This window comes from Rhizobium brockwellii, assembly GCF_000769405.2.
GTDB lineage: Bacteria > Pseudomonadota > Alphaproteobacteria > Rhizobiales > Rhizobiaceae > Rhizobium > Rhizobium brockwellii.
The window spans coordinates 2266055-2283627 of sequence record NZ_CP053439.1; the positions used below are offsets into that span (position 1 = coordinate 2266055).

The following is a 17573-nucleotide window of genomic DNA, read 5'->3' on the forward strand; positions in this document are numbered from 1 at the left end:
TATTCCCATTCCGTGGGCGCGGTAAAAAACAAAAACGGGCAGCCAAAAGACTGCCCGCCGGCACCACTAATCAGGGCTGATTATCAGATCTGCGCCCCACGCGCCTTGGTCGTCGCGTCGAAGGCCTTGTCGACATAAGCGTCGCGGCCATAGACGTCGTCGAAATATTCCACCACGCCGTCCTTGTTCGGCCAGGCGGTGAAGTAGGAGACGTAGACCGGGATCTTCTGTGGCACGCGCACCGCGTGGTTCTGGCCGCTGGCGATCTGCTTGGCGACGTCGTCGACCGTCGTGCCGAGCACGGCGGCCGCCATTGCGCGCGGATCAGCAAGGCGTACGCAACCGTGGCTCAGCGCCCGCATGTCGCGTTTGAAGAAGCTCTTCGACGGCGTGTCATGCATATAGATCGCGTGGCTGTTCGGGAACAGGATCTTCAGTTCACCGAGCGCATTGTCGCTGCTCGGCGGCTGGCGCACCGAAACATTATTGGTCGAGCCGTACCAGTCGACGCTCGACGAGGCGACAGCGTGGCCGTTCACCTCGACCTCATAACCGAGCTGGTCGAGATAGTTCGGATCCGAGCGCAGTTTCGGTAGCATCTCGTTGATGATGATCGACTGCGGCACGCCCCAGAAAGGGTTGAACTCGACCGTCTCGATTTCGTCGTCGAAGAAATAGGTCTGATTGTTCTTGCCGCCGACCACCACGCGCATCGACAGCTGTTCCTTGCCGTCATTGTGGTAGTAGACCATGTAGGCAGGCTGGTTGATCATGACATAACGGGAGCCGAGATCTTCCGGCAGCCAGCGCGCCTGCTCCATGGCGACGACGAGCTTGTCGATCTTCGAGGCATTGGTGTCGCCGCCGGTCATGGCGCGTACGGTCGCCTGGCCGATGACGCCATCGGCCTTCAGCCCACGCTCCTTCTGGAAGTCCTCGACCAGCGAAACGATGTCAGGCGAATAGTCGATGCTGCCGGCGTAAGCAGCAAGCGTTGCCGCATGATCGGTCCTCAGCGTTTCGGAACCGTGCTTGCCGATCGCCTTGACGATATTGGCGATCTCCGGCGAGCTGTCGCCAGGCCTCAACAGCCTGTCGAGCGAAACGACGATTCGCTCCTCGTTGCCGCCGTCGGCGGCGCGAAGCTTGGCAAGCTCCGCCTTCAGCGCCTGGAATTGCGGACTATCAGGCGAGCGGCTGCCTATATAGGCGCCGACATCGGGGCTCAGGCGGGCAAGCTTCAGCACCGGGGCCAGGTTAACCAGCTTGCGCTGGAAGTCGTGATAGCCGGAGATCTTGTTCGGATCGATGCGGCCACGCACCGTGTCCTGCACGAAGGCGAGCACCTTGGCGGAGAGATCGAGTTCGAACTGTGTCAGCGCCCGATCGCGGAAGGCGGGATCGGGATTGGCCGGGTCGATATCAGGGGTCTGGACGGCGTAATCCGCCGGGTCGAGGCCAACGAAGGATGCATCGGCAAGTACCAGCATCGCGGACTTGGCGCGGTCGTTGATCTGGTTGCCCTCGACCCAGACGAGCGGATTGCGGCTGTCGCCGTAATAGGCTTCGAGCGCCTTCGCGACGTCGGCATTGGCGCGCACCTTGGCCTGCGCCAGGAAACGGCGCTGCACGGCCGGCTCGGCGTTGGCATCACCGCTGCCCGAAACATCGGCGACCGCGCCGGTGACGACGGGATCGGAGAACTTGCCGGTATCGACGAACTGCAGCGTCTCGGTTTTGTAGGTATAATAACGCGGACCGCTCACCTTCGGCAGCGGCGCTTCCGGATCGAGCCCGCCGAGAGATCCGCCGACGCCGTCGCGCGGGCCCACACGGCCAGGCGGCATCTGGTCCATGAAGATAGTGCTCTGGCTCCGCTGCCTGTCGCCGCGCAGCATGTCCATCAATGTATAAGCATGCGCGGGTGCGGCACTCATCACCGCCACGCCGCAGGAAATTGCCAATGCGGATGCCGCGCTTTTCAAAACGAACGTCATATATCTTCCAGTCCCGGTGTCATGCTGTTCTTGTCACGAGCGCAAGGCTCAAGCTCAAATCCCGCGAAACTCAAGCAGCGTAAGGCCTCATTGATCAGAAACCGGCCTGCGCCGCCAGCGCCGGCGGGCTCAATTTTGTGTGACGGAGATCCTGCACGGCGCCGCCCAGCAGTTCACACAAAATTATGAAATTATTGGTTAATTTTTTACCGAATTTTCGCCGCCAGACCAGTGCGGCGAAAACGCCCGGATGCATAAAATTTCCAAAGTGGCTTAAAAGGCACGCCGGAAAGCCTGCGCAAACATGACTTCCGGTTTCAATATTTCGCACGGCGTCCAGTTTTCTTGTCGGACTTTCCAACCTATAAGACCTCATCTTTCGAAAATGCCCGAAAACAGCATGTAAAGGGAAGGCAAGGCTGATGACCGCAACCCGCACCGAAACCGATACTTTTGGCCCGATCGACGTCGCCGCCGACCGATATTGGGGCGCCCAGGCCGAGCGTTCGCTCGGCAATTTCAAGATCGGCTGGGAAAAGCAGCCGCTGTCGATCGTGCGCGCACTCGGCATCGTCAAGCAGGCCGCCGCCCGCGCCAACATGTCGCTCGACCAACTCGATCCTGACCTCGGCAAAGCGATCGTCGAGGCCGCCCAGGAGGTGATCGAGGGCAAGCTGAACGACCACTTTCCGCTGGTGGTCTGGCAGACCGGCTCAGGCACGCAGTCCAATATGAATGCAAACGAAGTGATCTCCAATCGTGCGATAGAAATGCTCGGCGGTGTCATGGGTTCCAAAAAACCTGTACATCCGAACGATCACGTCAATATGAGCCAGTCGTCGAACGACACCTATCCGACGGCCATGCACATCGCCTGCGCCGAGCAGATCGCCCATCACCTGCTGCCGGCCCTGAAGCACCTACATGCCGCCCTCGACATGAAGGTCACCGAATTTAGCCACATCATCAAGATCGGCCGCACCCACACCCAGGATGCGACGCCGCTGACGCTCGGCCAGGAATTCTCAGGTTATGCCGCCCAGGTCGGCTCCGCCATCAAGCGCATCGAGATGACCCTGCCCGGCCTTTGCGAACTTGCCCAGGGCGGCACCGCCGTCGGCACCGGCCTCAACGCGCCGGTGGGCTTTGCCGAAAAGGTCGCCGAGGAGATCGCCGCCATCACAGGCATGCCTTTCGTCACCGCGCCGAACAAGTTCGAGGCGCTCGCCTCGCATGACAGCATGGTCTTTTCCCATGGCGCCATCAATGCGGCAGCCGCCGCCCTCTTCAAGATCGCCAACGATATCCGCTTGCTCGGTTCCGGCCCGCGCGCCGGCCTTGGCGAGTTGGCGTTGCCGGAAAACGAGCCCGGCTCCTCGATCATGCCCGGCAAGGTCAATCCGACCCAGTGCGAGGCGCTGACCCAGGTCTGCATCCATATCTTCGGCAACAACGCGGCTCTGACCTTCGCCGACAGCCAGGGCCATTTCGAACTCAACGTCTACAATCCGATGATGGCCTATAACTTCCTGCAGTCGGTGCAGCTGCTCGCCGACGCAGCGGTCTCCTTCACCGACAATTGCGTCGTCGGCATCGAGGCGCGCGAGGACAATATCAAGGCAGGCCTCGAACGCTCGCTGATGCTGGTAACCGCACTCGCCCCGAAGATCGGCTACGACGCAGCCGCCAAGATCGCTAAAACAGCGCACAAGAACGGCACGACGCTGAAGGAAGAGGCCCTCGCCAGCGGCCTGGTGACATCGGAAGAGTACGACGAGATCGTGCGCCCGGAAACGATGATCGGGCCGAAGTAGGAAGGTCGCATAGGCCACAGCCCCTGATCCGGCTGCCGCCACCAACTGGGGTCGAGCCACAGGTCTCGACCCGTCCTTCGGACCCCCGCTCGCGGGGAGAAGGGGATATGCCGCAACTCCCTCAAGCCTATAGCAAGGCAAACAGCGAAAAATTGTCCATCACGACGGAATTGCCCATGAAGTCGAAACGGATTTCTTCGATGTCTTCGAGATTGACCTCGAGAGTGGGGCCGGTGACCTCGAACTCCTGCTGATAGACGATCTGGCCGTCGTTCAGCGCGGTGAGCGTCAGGTGAAAGGGCGCTGCCGACAATTCGGCAATCGAAACGCTCTGAAAGGTGAATTCCCCGCCATCGAGCATTTTCAAGCTTACGGGCGCAGAACCCGGCGATAGAACGGTATCGCTGAAACCGTCCTCGGTGATGGCATCGACACCCGGGATGGTATCATAGACATACCCGTTCAGAAGCGTCACCTCGTGGCTTCCATTCACCGAGAGCGCAAAGTTGCGATAATCAGGCAGAGAGAAATTATCGGCCCTCGATGTGACGCCCAAATCGTCGAAATCCAGGTTTTCATGGTATTTGTCGCCTTCGTTGACGCCGTCGATCGCGAGCGTCAACACGCCGAGGTCCGTGCCTCCCGAGCCATCGGACATCTTGAAGCTCAGCGTCTCGATGAGCTGATCGTATTTTGTTAAATTTTTCACGACGTCGAGCGTGTAGTCCAGCTCGTACTCGAAGTGACCGTCAGGTTTCAGTCTGAAGGTCCCGTATTCGCCCCTTATGATCGTTTCGTGGTCAGGTCCATGTTTGGCGTCGATACGAACGCCATTGACGAAGCGAACATACATGTCCGCTCCCTCGGGATCGCTGGAGAGGCGCAGCAGATTCCCGCGGATCCAATTGTCTTCGAAAAAAACGAGAAGGTCGTCGACAGCAGTTGGCTTTGCATTTGTCATTGGAAGCCCCGGCAGGTTAACGCTGCCGGGAATATGAACTGGCCGCGGACCGAAGGCAACCTGGAGTCGTCTTTGTCGAGGCGATTACGCTAGCCTCACCCAATGCGCGTGATGCAGCACGCGCGACCATGGCTTAACCTGCCAGACTCCGGCGCATCCTGATTGCTTTTGCCCCACGGCAGATTTAGACCGCTTCCAATCTAGCGACGCCCTACCAGAAAGGTCACTTCGATGGCTGACGATCTCTTTCCCCTCGGCAAGGATGCCACCCCCTATCGCAAGCTCAGCGGCGACCATGTGTCGGTCGACACGTTCAAGGGCCAGGAGATCCTGACCGTCGAGCCGGAGGGGATCCGCCTGCTGGCCGAAACCGCCTTTGCCGACATCAACCACCTGCTGCGTCCCGGCCACCTGAAACAGCTCGCCTCGATCCTCGACGATCCCGAAGCGACCGACAATGACCGTTTCGTCGCCTACGATCTCTTGAAGAACGCCAATATATCAGCCGGCGGCGTGCTGCCCATGTGCCAGGACACCGGCACGGCGATCATCATGGGCAAGAAAGGCCGGAGGGTCTGGACCGAGGGCGAGGATACGGCAGCGCTCGCCCGCGGCGTCATGGACGCCTACGAGAAGAAGAACCTGCGTTACTCGCAGCTCGCGCCGGTCAAAATGTTCGAGGAGAAGAATACCAGGAACAACCTGCCGGCCCAGATCGACATCTACGAGGAAGGCACCGACGCCTACGAATTCCTGTTCGTCGCCAAGGGCGGCGGCTCGGCCAACAAGACCTTCCTTTACCAGGGCACGCCCTCGCTCCTGACCCATGACCGGATGATCGACTTCCTTAAGGAGAAGATCCTGACTTTAGGGACGGCAGCCTGTCCTCCCTACCATCTGGCGATCGTCATCGGCGGCACCTCGGCCGAGATGAACCTGAAGACTGTCAAGCTCGCCTCCACCCGCTATCTCGACGAGCTGCCGACCGAAGGTTCCGAGAGCGGCCACGCCTTCCGCGACATCGAGATGGAGAAGGAAATCCACAGGCTGACCCAGCAGATGGGCGTCGGCGCCCAGTTCGGCGGCAAGTATTTCTGTCATGACGTGCGTGTCATCCGCCTGCCCCGCCACGGCGCCTCGCTGCCGATCGGCCTCGGCGTCTCCTGTTCCGCCGACCGTCAGGCCAAGGGCCGCATCACCCGCGATGGCATCTTCGTCGAGCAGCTCGAAACCGATCCGTCGAAATACATGCCGGAAATCGACGAGGCGAAACTGTCGGAATCGACGGTGCGCATCGATCTCAATCGGCCGATGGCCGAGGTGCTTGCCGAACTTTCCAGGCACCCCGTTAAGACGCGCCTATCGCTGTCGGGCACCATCATCGTCGCCCGCGACCTCGCCCATGCCAAGATCCGCGAACGGCTGGAAAAGGGCGAAGGCATGCCCGATTACCTGAAAAACCACCCGGTCTATTATGCCGGCCCGGCCAAGACACCGGTCGGCTACGCCTCCGGTTCCTTCGGCCCGACGACGGCCGGCCGCATGGACAGTTACGTCGATCAGTTCCAGTCCTTCGGCGGCTCGATGGTGATGCTCGCCAAGGGCAACCGCTCGCGCGCCGTGCGCGAGGCCTGCAAGAAACACGGCGGCTTTTACTTGGGCTCCATCGGCGGCCCCGCCGCCCGTCTTGCCCGGGACTGTATCCGCAAGGTCGAAGTCTTCGAATATCCCGAACTCGGCATGGAAGCGGTCTGGAAGATCGAAGTCGAAGACTTCCCTGCCTTCATCGTCATCGACGACAAGGGCAATGATTTCTTCCAGGAGCTGAATTTGGGGTGATGGGCAGGCTGCGTTGCCGCCCGTTCTACCGGACCGACGCCTTGTCCGACGCACTGATGTTCCGCGCCGTCACCGCCTCGCCCACGCTCACCACATCCCCGGCATCGACCCTTGCCAGGATCTCCGTTCGGAAAGCACCGGCGAAGAAACCGGTGTGCTCCAGCAGCAAGGCGCTGGCGGCAAGGACGGTGAAGGTCAGGATGGCGAAAGAAATATGACGGGAGGTTTGCATGATTTCACGCCCTGATTTGTGGGCTAAGATCGGGTTCGTTGCAGAAAATACGATCCCAAAAGTGTCGAGACTGCAATACGAAACGGCCAAAACCAGCTGTCGACAAGATGAATACGGTCTCCAGCAGAGAAGAACTGTAAGTCTTTTAGACGCTGTACCCGCTCAGCGAGTATGCACTGTCTCACTAAACATACGTTTTTCCATGGAGAATCATAGGCCTGATCGAAGTATTATCCCGTGGGGCATTTGTCGCATGTAATCTTTGGTATATATCGCTTTAATCTTTTCCCAAGAAATTTAAGCTAACAAATAGAATATTGCCTTTGAATATATGAGGAGTTCGCCGGATGAATACGGCTGTCGCGCCCAAGGTGCCAGTTCCCGACGTTGCGGGTCAGATCACCTATGCCATGCGCTCCATGGGCGTCGCGCCGATACCGCGCAATTACCAACTCTTCTACGAGGCCTATATCGGCTCCAATCCAGCCCTCACCCGCGACCTTGCGGCCCTCGGCGGCCAGGTGACCCAGGCCGAACTCGATGCGCTCGGCGCGCAGCACTTCACCCACAGCCCGGCCCGTGTCTTCGACGATGCCCATACGCGCATATCAGGCGAACTCGATGGCCTGCTGCGCATTCTCAGGCAGGAGCAGAGTTCGCTCGAGAGCTACACCAGACTGCTCGGCGAGACCCACAAGCGCATCACCTCCAAGAGCAACGCCAGCGTCGAACTGATCGAAAACGCCATCGATCTCCTGAGCCAGGCGACCGGCGACACCATGGCGCATGGCGAACGCACGGTCGAGGACGTCGTCCAGCGCTCGCACGAGATGGATCAGGTCCGCAAGGAACTCGACGAATACAAGCGCATCGCCAACACCGACTCGCTGACTCGCCTTTCCAACCGCCGCGCCTTCGACGACCGCCTCGCCGCCATCTTCGACAATTCGAGCATGCGGCCGGTGACGGCGCTGCTGCTCTGCGACATCGACAATTTCAAGAAGATCAACGACACCTACGGCCATCCGGTCGGCGACAAGGTGCTCGCCACCGTCGCTTCCGTCATCCGCAGCAATGTCCGCCGTGACATCTTCGTTGCCCGCACCGGCGGCGAGGAGTTCGCCCTCATCGTCGACGGCAACACGCCCGAGGAAGTGACCGCGATCGCCGAGCGCATTCGTCGCACGCTGGAGACGACGCCCTTCAAAAACTCCCGTACGCGGGTGAATTACGGTCCGGTCACCGTCTCGATCGGCATCTGCATGGCCTCCAGCGCCGGGGATGCCGGCGAACTCTATAGCAAGACCGACATCGCCCTTTACGGCGCCAAAAATGCCGGCCGCAACTGCACCATCCTCTATCAGGACGGCATGCAAAAGGATTTCACCAAGAGTTGGCTGATTTATAAGACGTAACGGCCTCCCACGCCACACGCACGCTGTCACCGACAGGTGACGGCGACAAGCTGCTGACACTCCGGCCAACTCCTCTTTCGTCATGCTCGGGCTTGTCCCGAGCATCTGCAACCGGTGCAGCAGATCCTCGGCACAAGGCCGAGGATGACGTCGAGTAAAGGCCGAGGTTTGTCAAAAAACTGAGCCGTCACAACAAGATGACGGCGTTTTACCACATCGTCTTCGCCGCCCGCCCCGGCCATTCCCGATCGTAGGTTTCCTGGTCGAAATCGCCGGTTGCGGCCTTCAGCATCTGCCCTGGCGTCGGCAGCTTCGCCGGATCGGCGAAGTGTTCTTCATTCCAGAGTTCGGCCCGCATCACGGCGCGCGCGCATTGGAAATAGACCTCGTCGATCGAAATGACGACGACGGTGCGGGGATGTTTGCCGTCCATCTCGAAGCTCGAAAGCAGCGCCTCGTCATCGGAGACGACGCCGCGGCCGTTGATGCGCATCGTCGTGTTCGAACCCGGGATCAGGAACATCAGCGCCAAGCGCGGATCGCGCACGATGTTGGAGAGCGAATCGACGCGGTTGTTGCCGCGCCAATCCGGCAGATGCAGCGTCTCGTCGTCGGCGACGCGCACCACGCCGCCAAGATCACCGCGCGGCGAGCAGTCGAGACCCTCCGGCCCGACGGTCGCAAGCGCCGCAAACGGCGAAATCTCGATCATCTCCCGATAGAGGGGGGTCAATTGCTTCGTCACCTTGGTGACGGAGGCCGGCGACAGGCCGGCGCCATAAATCGTATTGAGCTCTTCGATGCTGCTGATGATTTTCATGAGGCGTCCCGCCGCGGCTTGATCTTCGCGACGGACGCTACAATGCCGCGCGCCTTGCCGGAAGCTCAAAAAACGGAATGATCTCCGCATCTTTTTTGATGCTTTCATCGGGCACTTCACCCACGCCCCGATCGCCGTCGAGAAACGCCGCTATCGCGGCAAGAACCGCTTCGGCGCCGATGATCCGCCGGTGGCCGAAACCGTTCGCCCAGAGGAGCCGAACGCTCTCGCCCGCCGCGCCATAGCGCCTGGCATGGAGAGGCGACACTTCCTTATCGTCCTCAGCATGGATGACGAGCACCGGCCGGCCGATGCCGCCCGCAGCCCCGCCGACGTCGAAATCCTCAAGTCTCCGTCCGGTGACGCGATGGACCTCATTCTCCAGTGCCGCTTGCGCCGCAGGGCGAAGACCGACCATCCGACCGAAATCGGTAAACAGCCAGGCCATTTCGCTCGGCGCGCCGATCAGCGCCAGTCTCTCCGCGGTGACGGGTGCCACACCGGGCAACAGGCCCACGGCCGAAACCATCAGTGCCGCACCGCCGAAGGAATGGCCAATCACCGCGTCGAAGGCGCCGAAGCGCGTCTGCGCCGCCGCGATCGTTTCCACCGCCAGCCCCATATGCAGGAAGCGTCCGCCGGAACGACCGTGGCCGGGAAAATCGAGCGCCACGACCTCCGCTCCCGTTGCTGAAAGCATCGAGACGAGCTCGGCCATATATGCGGCGCTGGAGCCCCAACCATGCGTCACCAGGTAGCGCTTGCGTTTGCCCCTCGCCCCGCCGTTCAGCCGACAGGCATGCGCTTGGAGCCCGCCGCCAAGCCTGAGGGTGAAGCGTTCGGCGCTGGCAAGCAGGGCCGCACCTGCCGCATGCGCCGCCTTCGCCTTGGCTCCACTTGGCCGCGGCGACGGTGTCCGGCAGAACAGCTGGAACGCCGCTCTGCCTGCCAGATCAGGCGAAACTGCCTGTAGAGCCGAAAACCCGAGGCGGGTGACGTCAAGCGCAAAGTTTGCCATAGTGGGATTCCAAAAGACTGTTCAACACTGAACAATAAAGTACAACGATGAACAAAAATCAATCCCTTCCCTGGGATCATCCGCGTTTTCGCAGCTGGATCGCGGTGGCTCGCGCCTGCCAGCTGATGCAACAATCCCTGGCCCGCTCGCTTGCCGATCTCGACATCAAGCCGCCGCACCTCGATATCCTGGTCAATCTCTACCGTTTCGAAGGAATCTCGCAGCAGGAGCTGGCGCGCAAGCTGCTGGTCGGCCGCTCCAATATGAGCATGCTCTTGCCGCACATGGAGAAGCGCGGTCTGATCCTTCGCCGCGATGACGAGCGCGACAAGCGCGTGCTGCGCCTCTATTTGACGCCAGAAGGTCGGAAGCTAAGTGAGGAAGCCATGGCCATCCAGACCGGCCTCATCGACCGCGTGCTGTCGGATGAGCCGATAGAGCAATGCATGGCGACTGCCGATTCGATGGAGCGGATCATCACTGTGCTGCTGAAAGATCTGCGCGACGAAGACTGATGTTCAATGCAGCGTCGGCGCTGCCTCCGTGCCCGTCAGGGAGCGATATTCCCAGGCGGCGACGACGATCAGCACCAGCGTCGCCAGAATGCCCATCAGATAGACCTCGATGAAGGGCGCGACAAAGGCAAGCAGGATCAAAAGCACCAGGCCGGCGAGATGCGAGAGCGGCATTCGCCCGCTGGTCGCGCCCTTGAACCAGAGATTGCCGATCAGGAACAGGCCGGAGCCGCCGAGCACAGCTGCGGCGATGCCGAGATCACCGGTTTCGTGCGGATGCGAGAACATGAACTCGACCGCCACCGCATGGACGATGATGCCGGCGAGGATAGGGATATGCCCATAGGTGAAGGCCTGCCGCGCCAAGCTTCCCGGCGTCTCTTCATGCTCGATACGGTGGGCAGCGCGCCCGTGGCCGAAGCGGAAGTAGAGCCACCACATGGCGACCGTGCCGATGAAACCGGTGACGAAGACGGCGCTGGTCAGTCCTGAGAACGGCAGCTCCGCAAAGGTGCGGCCGGACACCAGGATCGCTTCGCCGAGGCAGATGATCACGAAGAGTGCGCAGCGCTCCGCCATGTGCGCGCCAGAAACATCCCAGTCCCGCGCCGTCGAGCGGCCGAGCCCCGGCACGGCAAAGCCCGCGGCCGGCCCGGCATATTCGATCGCAAGCGCTATCACCCAGGCGATCAGCCGGGCTTCATGCTCGAGCAGCCCGCCGGCGATCCAGAAGACGCCTGCTGCCACGAGCCAGGCGGTGATGCGGACGAAATTCAGCGTATTGGCGCGGTCGACGCGCGTCATCGCATAGGTCGTAAACAACGAGCGCCCGACCTGCATCGCCACATAGGCGCCGGCAAACAGCAGGCCCTTGTCGCCGAAGGCCTCGGGAATGGAGGCAGACAGCAGCAGCCCGAGCATCATCAGCGCCACCAGCATGCCGCGCACCGGCATCTTGTCCGGATCGAGCCAGTTCGTCACCCAGGCGGTGAAAATCCACACCCACCAGACGGCGAAGGTCATCAGCGCCGCTTCGGCGGCACCGAGCGGCGTGTAGTGGGCGGCGAGCGCATGCGAGAGCTGCGAGATCGAAAAGACGAAGACCAGGTCGAAGAACAGTTCGAGGAAGGTCACCTTGTTGCCGCTGGCGCTGCCCTTGGCGCGCAGCCAGTTCTTTCCGTTCGTTTTCGCCATATGGCCCCCCGATGGCTGGAATTATGAGTCTGTTGAAGCTGATAGCGGCGCGCTCGTGAGCGTCAGCGCGGCTTCTCCGCCGTGTCGCGGTTCATGCCCTTTTCGCTGAGCTCGTCCTCATAGGCCGAAAACAGTTCCGCGCCCCGTTCGCCGAGCTCGCGCAGATAGGTCCAGGTGTAGATGCCGGTATCGTGCATGTCGTCAAAGCCGATCCGGACTGCGTAATTGCCGGTCGGCATCATCGAGATGATCGCAACATTGCGTTTGCCCGGCACCGTCACCTTCTGCCCCGGCCCATGGCCCTGCACCTCGGCCGAGGGCGACAGCACGCGCAAGAGTTCGGCTGACAGGTCGAAGCTCTGGCCGTCGTTGAAGGTCACCACCAGCCGCTGCCTGTCTTTCGAGACGCGAAGTTCGCTCGGCCAGATATCGCTCATCATTTTGTCCTCTTCTCATGCGAGGAGTAGGCGCTGATCTTTTTCAGCGCAAGCTGAAATTGGCATGCTCGCGCGGGCTGTTTCCCTTGACGCGACAACAGCATATGCCCACATTGAAGAGAGTACGGAGATACAGGTGAACACCAGAGTCGGAACGATAGGCGATGCATTGCCGCTGGTAGCGGATGCACATCCGATGATCGACCCCTTCGGGCGGGCGGTCACCTATCTCCGCGTCTCCGTCACCGACCGCTGCGATTTCCGCTGCACCTATTGCATGGCGGAGAATATGACCTTCCTGCCCAAGAAGGATCTCTTGACGCTGGAAGAGCTCGACCGGCTCTGTTCCGCCTTCATCGCCAAGGGTGTCGGCAAGATCAGGCTGACCGGCGGCGAGCCCCTGGTGCGCAAGAACATCATGTATCTGGTTCGCCAGCTCGGCCAGAAGATCGGCTCCGGCCTCGACGAATTGACGCTGACCACCAACGGCTCGCAGCTTTCGCGCCATGCCGAGGAGCTCTATGATTGCGGCGTGCGCCGGATCAACGTCTCGCTGGATACGCTCGACCCCGACAAGTTCCGCAAGATCACCCGCTGGGGCGATTTCGCCAAGGTCATGGAAGGCATCGACGCAGCTCAAAAGGCAGGGTTGAAGATCAAGCTCAACGCCGTGGCGCTGAAGGATTTCAACGATGCCGAGATGCCGGAGCTGCTGCGCTTCGCCCATGGCCGCGGCATGGATCTCACCGTCATCGAAACCATGCCGATGGGTGAGATCGAAGAAGACCGCACCGACCAGTACCTGCCGCTTTCGAAACTGCGCGCTGATCTCGAAGACCAGTTCACCCTTGCTGACATCGATTACCAGACCGGCGGCCCGGCGCGTTACGTCAGGGTCGAGGAAACCGGTGGCCGCCTCGGCTTCATCACGCCGATGACCCATAATTTCTGCGAGAGCTGCAACCGCGTCCGCCTCACCTGCACCGGCACGCTCTACATGTGCCTCGGCCAGAACGACGCCGCCGATCTCCGCGCGAGCCTCCGCGCCACCGAAGACGACGCCCTCCTCCACGCCGCCATCGACGAGGCCATCACCCGCAAGCCGAAGGGCCACGACTTCATCATCGACCGCACGCATAATCGCCCAGCAGTCGCGCGGCATATGAGTGTCACCGGAGGGTAAGGCGCGGTCCCGCAAAGCGGGAGCGATCGATCCAGTGAATCGATCGCAGCGCCGAACGCCCTGAGCTCAAGCGAAGGGCCGGGATACGGTGCGGCAATTTCCCTCTTCTCCCCAGCGGGGAGAAGGTGGCCCGCAGGGTCGGATGAGGGGGCCGCACGGCACAACCTTCATTGCCCTGCGCTTGCGCTCAGCGCATTCGCGGCTTCGCCGCTCACCCCCTCATCTGCCCTGACGGGCATCTTCTCCCCGTCGGGGAGAAGAGGGAGCCGGATCCCCATCACCCAGGCTTACGCGCACAAATCGCAAACCGCTCCTGCACCATCCGCTCCAGCCCGCGCAAAAACGGCATCTTGCGCGCCTGCGCCCAATGAATATCGCTGAGCTTGCGGTCGACGACAATATCCGTAAATCCGGCTTGGCGCAGAAGATCGACGACTGCTTCGGCCGGCATCTGGCTGGAGAAATGCACGCGTGAGCGGATCTTCTGGTGCCGGGCCATCATCTCCGGCGTCATGTGGCTTGCCGCCGGCTTGCCGGTCACCTTCGTCCAGAGCTTCTGCAACCCCTTCACCCAGGTTTCCTTGCCCATATTGCCGTCGAGGATCAGCACCTTGCCGCCCGGCTTCAGCACCGCGAACCATTCCTTGAAGGCGGAAGCTGGGTCCACCAGCGTCCAGACGAGATGCCGGTTGGTAATGACGTCGTAGCTTTCCCGTGGCTCCATCGTGTTTTCGGCGTCGCCGGACACGAAGCGGATATCGGTGCCACGCTTCTTCGCCTTGGCGCGCGCCTGTGCCAGCATCGCATCCGACCAGTCGAGGCCGGTGACCGCAAAGCCGGCGCCGTGCATCAGATGCGAGATGACGGCGGTGCCGCAGGCAAGATCGAGCGCCGCTCGCCCTTGCCCCTCGCCGAGATGTTTTCTGATCAGCCGCTGCCAGCCTTTGCGCTCCGCTTCCGAAAAGATTTCATGACCGACGCTCTGGTCGAAGGTCGCCGCCCGTTCCGACCAGAAATCGCGGATTTCATCGCGGATGGAGTAGTTCGTATTCATGGAATTCATGTGAGGCACCCCGGCATCGGATCAGTTTGGAAACGCTCTAAAACATAGAACTTGATTCATAAAGTCATATTTCTTATGCCTGCGGACATTATTCAGACCTCGGGGGAATTTCCAGATGAATTTCGTGAAAATACTCGCAGTCTCCGCAGCGGCGATTGCGAGCCTATTGCCGCTTTCGGCTTGGGCGCAGTCCTTCACCGTCAAGGATGTGGCCGACCGTGAAGTGACCTTCGACAAGCCGGTCGAGCGTGTGATCCTTGGGGAAGGCCGCATGCTCTACGCCGTCGCGCCGATCGAGAAGGAAGATCCCTTCGCCAAGATCGTCGGCTGGCGCAACGATCTCTGGACCACCGATAAGGACGGCTTCAACGCCTATGTCGAGAAGTTTCCGAAGGGCAAGGACCTGCCCTTTCTGGGCAACCTGACCGACGGAACGCTGCAGACCGAGACGGTCGTCAAGCTTCATCCCGATGTGCTGCTGCTGCCGATCGGCAACAAAGCGGCCGCCGACGAGGTGAAGCTCGAAGACATGCTGAACGGAATCGGCGTGAAGATCGTCTACATCGATTTCCGCGAGCACATTCTCGCCAACACCGAGCCGAGCCTGAAGATCCTCGGCCAGATCTTCGGCCATGAAGACCGCGCCGAAGCCGTCGCCAGCTTCTGGAAAGAGCAGATGGCCCGCGTCACCGACAGACTGAAGGCCGCCAATCCTCCGAAGCCGAATGTCTTCATGTACCGCGCCGCAGGCCTGGTCGAATGCTGCGGCACCTTCGGCCCCGACAATTTCGGCCTGATGGTCGATTGGGCCGGCGGCCACAATCTCGGCTCCGATTTCCTGCCGGGCTATACCGGCTCGATCAATGCCGAGCAGGTCGTCGCCTCCAATCCTGACGTCATCGTCGTCACCGGCTCCAACTGGAGCCAGACCAAGAATGCCAAAGATTTTGTGAATGTCGGCCCGAATGCGGCAGCCACCTTCGACGACGGCCGCAAGGCGCTGAACACGCTGATGGAAAACCCTGCCTTCACCGGCTCCAGGGCGGTTGCCGGCGGCAATGTCCATGCGATCTGGCACCAGTTCTATACCAGCCCCTACCAGTTCGTCGCCGTGCAGCAGCTGGCCAAGTGGTTCCATCCGAACCTCTTTGCCGATCTCGATCCCGATGCCACCTTCAAGGAATTCCACGAAAAATTCCTGCCGGTCGCCTATCAGCCAGGTTACTGGGTCGACGCCAAGGCGGGTCAGTAATCCGACATGGCCGAGATCGCCGCCATATCGATAGAAGCCGAAGCCGGGAGGGAGCGCTACCGCGCCCTCGCCCGGCGCAAGCTTCTGATCCTTTTTGCCATGACGGCAGTGCTTTGTCTGTCCTTCGCGGTCGATCTCGCCTGGGGGCCGGCCCGCTATAGTCTCGGCGAGGTCGTCTCCGCCCTCTTCGACCCTTCCTCCGTTTCGGATCAGATCCGCGCCGTCGTCTGGGACATCCGGATGCCGGTTGCCGTGATGGCGATCGTCGTCGGCGCCTCGCTCTCCGTCGCCGGCGCGCAGATGCAGACGATCCTCGCAAATCCGCTCGCCAGCCCGTTCACACTCGGCATTTCAGCGGCGGCAAGCTTCGGTGCCGCCCTGGCGATCGTCACCAGCGTTCCGCTTCTGCCTGTAGCAGCCGGGCTACTGGTGCCGGTCAATGCCTTCATCATGGCGCTGATCGCCACGCTCTTCATCCATTTCGTCTCGCAGGCCCGCGGCGTCTCGGTGCAGACGGTGGTGTTGCTCGGCATCGCGCTGGTCTTCACCTTCAATGCAGCTCTCGCCTTCCTGCAATATCTCGCCTCCGAACAGGCGCTGTCGGCTGTCGTCTTCTGGACAATGGGCAGCCTCACCAAGGCCACCTGGCCGAAGATCTGGGTGACGCTCGCCGTCCTGCTGATGGCGCTGCCGCTCTTTGCCCGCAATGCCTGGGCGCTGACCGCCATCCGCCTTGGCGAGGACAAGGCCGCGAGCTTCGGCGTCAATGTCCGCCGCATCCGGCTGGAAACCATGCTTGTGGTCTCGTTGCTTGCCGCAATACCCGTCAGCTTCGTCGGCACGATCGGTTTCGTCGGCCTCGTCGGGCCGCATATATCACGCATGATCCTCGGCGAGGACCAGCGTTTCTTCCTGCCGGGCTCGATCCTGTCGGGCGCGCTGCTCCTCTCGCTGACCTCGATCGTCTCGAAGTCGATCATCCCAGGTGTCGTCTTCCCGATCGGCATCATTACCGCCCTGGTCGGCGTGCCCTTCTTCTTTTCGCTCATCCTCTCGAACAGGAGCCGGTCGTGGTAGCGCTTCAGTTGCAGTCCGTCGGCGCCTATCACGGGCGCAAGCTCTTCGTCGAAGACGTGACGACGCCGGTGATGACATCGGGCGAGGTCGTCGCAGTGATCGGCCCGAATGCCGCCGGCAAGTCGACGCTTTTCAAGCGCATCACCGGCCTGCTCAAGGGGCCGGGCCATGTCGTCGTTGAAGGGTCGAAGACAAAAAACGCCATCAGCTACATGCCTCAGGATACCTCGGCAAACGCGGTGCTGACGGTCTACGAATCTATCCTGCTTGCCCGCAAGCAGGGCCAATCCTGGGCCGTCAGTGACAGTGACCTGCGCTTCATCGACGAGATCATGAAGGCGCTCGATATGTCAGCCATCGCCTTCCGCGATCTCGGCGCGCTTTCCGGCGGCCAGCGCCAACTCGTCTCCATCGCCCAGGCCCTGGTCCGCGAACCGGAGATCATGCTGATGGACGAGCCAACCAGCGCGCTCGATCTTCACCGCCAGGTCGAGGTCCTCGATTTCATGCGCCGCCAGGCCCGCACCAAGGGCATGATCGTGCTGATCGCCATTCACGACCTCAACCAGGCGCTCCGCTTCGCCGACAAAGTCCTCGTCATCGCCAACGGCCGCATGCACGCCTGCGGCACCCCCCGCGACGTCGTCACCGCCGAGATGCTGCGGGAGATCTACAGGGTCGAGGCCCGGGTGGAGAAATGCTCGCTTGACCACGACCACGTGATCGTCGATGGGACAGCGCATTGAGGCTGCCAAA

17 protein-coding genes are annotated in these 17573 nt (G+C 61.2%); 8 read left to right on the top strand and 9 right to left on the bottom strand.

Features of this window, described 5'->3' with window-relative positions:
• Positions 1-83: 83 nt before the first annotated feature.
• Entirely contained in the window at positions 84-1997 is a 1914-nt protein-coding gene (locus RLCC275e_RS11335) for a L,D-transpeptidase family protein (protein ID WP_033182332.1), read from the bottom strand.
• 94 nt (positions 1998-2091) lie between these two features.
• On the bottom strand, positions 2092-2328 hold the full coding sequence (locus tag RLCC275e_RS11340) for a hypothetical protein (RefSeq protein WP_141653425.1): 237 nt from the start codon (positions 2326-2328) through the stop codon (positions 2092-2094).
• Between the two features lie 91 nt (positions 2329-2419).
• On the opposite strand from RLCC275e_RS11340, the gene fumC reads away from it, so the two are divergent.
• Complete coding sequence (fumC, locus tag RLCC275e_RS11345) at positions 2420-3811, top strand: class II fumarate hydratase (RefSeq protein ID WP_033182331.1); 1392 nt, start codon at positions 2420-2422, stop codon at positions 3809-3811.
• 127 nt (positions 3812-3938) lie between these two features.
• On the opposite strand, the gene RLCC275e_RS11350 is transcribed toward fumC, so the two are convergent.
• Positions 3939-4772: a VCBS domain-containing protein gene (locus RLCC275e_RS11350; RefSeq protein ID WP_033182330.1), complete on the bottom strand. Its 834-nt coding sequence runs from the start codon at positions 4770-4772 to the stop codon at positions 3939-3941.
• Between the two features lie 231 nt (positions 4773-5003).
• On the opposite strand from RLCC275e_RS11350, the gene RLCC275e_RS11355 reads away from it, so the two are divergent.
• Complete coding sequence (locus tag RLCC275e_RS11355; RefSeq protein ID WP_033182329.1) at positions 5004-6611, top strand: fumarate hydratase; 1608 nt, start codon at positions 5004-5006, stop codon at positions 6609-6611.
• Between the two features lie 25 nt (positions 6612-6636).
• Here RLCC275e_RS11355 and RLCC275e_RS11360 read toward each other — a convergent pair whose 3' ends face one another.
• A complete protein-coding gene (locus tag RLCC275e_RS11360) occupies positions 6637-6843 on the bottom strand; it encodes a hypothetical protein (protein WP_033182328.1) in 207 nt (68 codons plus the stop codon).
• 347 nt (positions 6844-7190) lie between these two features.
• Between RLCC275e_RS11360 and RLCC275e_RS11365 the strand changes: the two genes are divergently transcribed.
• Positions 7191-8258, top strand: a complete 1068-nt coding sequence (locus tag RLCC275e_RS11365) for a GGDEF domain-containing protein (protein ID WP_033182327.1) — start codon at positions 7191-7193, stop codon at positions 8256-8258.
• A gap of 208 nt (positions 8259-8466) precedes the next feature.
• On the opposite strand, the gene RLCC275e_RS11370 is transcribed toward RLCC275e_RS11365, so the two are convergent.
• Both RLCC275e_RS11370 and RLCC275e_RS11375 read right to left on the bottom strand, forming a co-directional pair.
• The gene (locus RLCC275e_RS11370; protein WP_033182326.1) at positions 8467-9078 is read right to left on the bottom strand and encodes a pyridoxamine 5'-phosphate oxidase family protein; all 612 of its coding nucleotides are present in this window, start codon (positions 9076-9078) and stop codon (positions 8467-8469) included.
• A 37-nt stretch (positions 9079-9115) separates the two neighbouring features.
• The gene (locus tag RLCC275e_RS11375) at positions 9116-10096 is read right to left on the bottom strand and encodes an alpha/beta hydrolase (protein WP_033182325.1); all 981 of its coding nucleotides are present in this window, start codon (positions 10094-10096) and stop codon (positions 9116-9118) included.
• Positions 10097-10143: 47 nt separating this feature from the next.
• On the opposite strand from RLCC275e_RS11375, the gene RLCC275e_RS11380 reads away from it, so the two are divergent.
• On the top strand, positions 10144-10611 hold the full coding sequence (locus RLCC275e_RS11380) for a MarR family winged helix-turn-helix transcriptional regulator (protein WP_033182324.1): 468 nt from the start codon (positions 10144-10146) through the stop codon (positions 10609-10611).
• A 3-nt stretch (positions 10612-10614) separates the two neighbouring features.
• On the opposite strand, the gene RLCC275e_RS11385 is transcribed toward RLCC275e_RS11380, so the two are convergent.
• Entirely contained in the window at positions 10615-11805 is a 1191-nt protein-coding gene (locus RLCC275e_RS11385; RefSeq protein WP_033182323.1) for a low temperature requirement protein A, read from the bottom strand.
• Positions 11806-11867: 62 nt separating this feature from the next.
• Entirely contained in the window at positions 11868-12242 is a 375-nt protein-coding gene (locus RLCC275e_RS11390) for a gamma-butyrobetaine hydroxylase family protein (RefSeq protein ID WP_032980674.1), read from the bottom strand.
• Positions 12243-12378: 136 nt separating this feature from the next.
• Between RLCC275e_RS11390 and moaA the strand changes: the two genes are divergently transcribed.
• Positions 12379-13425 carry a GTP 3',8-cyclase MoaA gene (gene moaA / locus RLCC275e_RS11395; RefSeq protein WP_033182322.1) on the top strand — a complete coding sequence of 349 codons (1047 nt, stop codon included), beginning with the start codon at positions 12379-12381 and terminating at the stop codon, positions 13423-13425.
• 277 nt (positions 13426-13702) lie between these two features.
• On the opposite strand, the gene RLCC275e_RS11400 is transcribed toward moaA, so the two are convergent.
• Entirely contained in the window at positions 13703-14488 is a 786-nt protein-coding gene (locus tag RLCC275e_RS11400; RefSeq protein WP_033182321.1) for a class I SAM-dependent methyltransferase, read from the bottom strand.
• Between the two features lie 115 nt (positions 14489-14603).
• Here RLCC275e_RS11400 and RLCC275e_RS11405 point away from each other — a divergent pair, with 115 nt between their 5' ends.
• The 3 genes from RLCC275e_RS11405 to RLCC275e_RS11415 are packed head-to-tail and all read left to right on the top strand — an operon-like array spanning position 14604 to position 17563.
• Positions 14604-15740: an ABC transporter substrate-binding protein gene (locus tag RLCC275e_RS11405; RefSeq protein ID WP_033182320.1), complete on the top strand. Its 1137-nt coding sequence runs from the start codon at positions 14604-14606 to the stop codon at positions 15738-15740.
• Between the two features lie 6 nt (positions 15741-15746).
• Entirely contained in the window at positions 15747-16817 is a 1071-nt protein-coding gene (locus tag RLCC275e_RS11410) for a FecCD family ABC transporter permease (RefSeq protein WP_033182319.1), read from the top strand.
• Positions 16811-17563 carry an ABC transporter ATP-binding protein gene (locus RLCC275e_RS11415; protein WP_033182318.1) on the top strand — a complete coding sequence of 251 codons (753 nt, stop codon included), beginning with the start codon at positions 16811-16813 and terminating at the stop codon, positions 17561-17563. Before RLCC275e_RS11410 ends, RLCC275e_RS11415 begins: the two co-directional genes overlap by 7 nt.
• Positions 17564-17573: the final 10 nt, after the last annotated feature.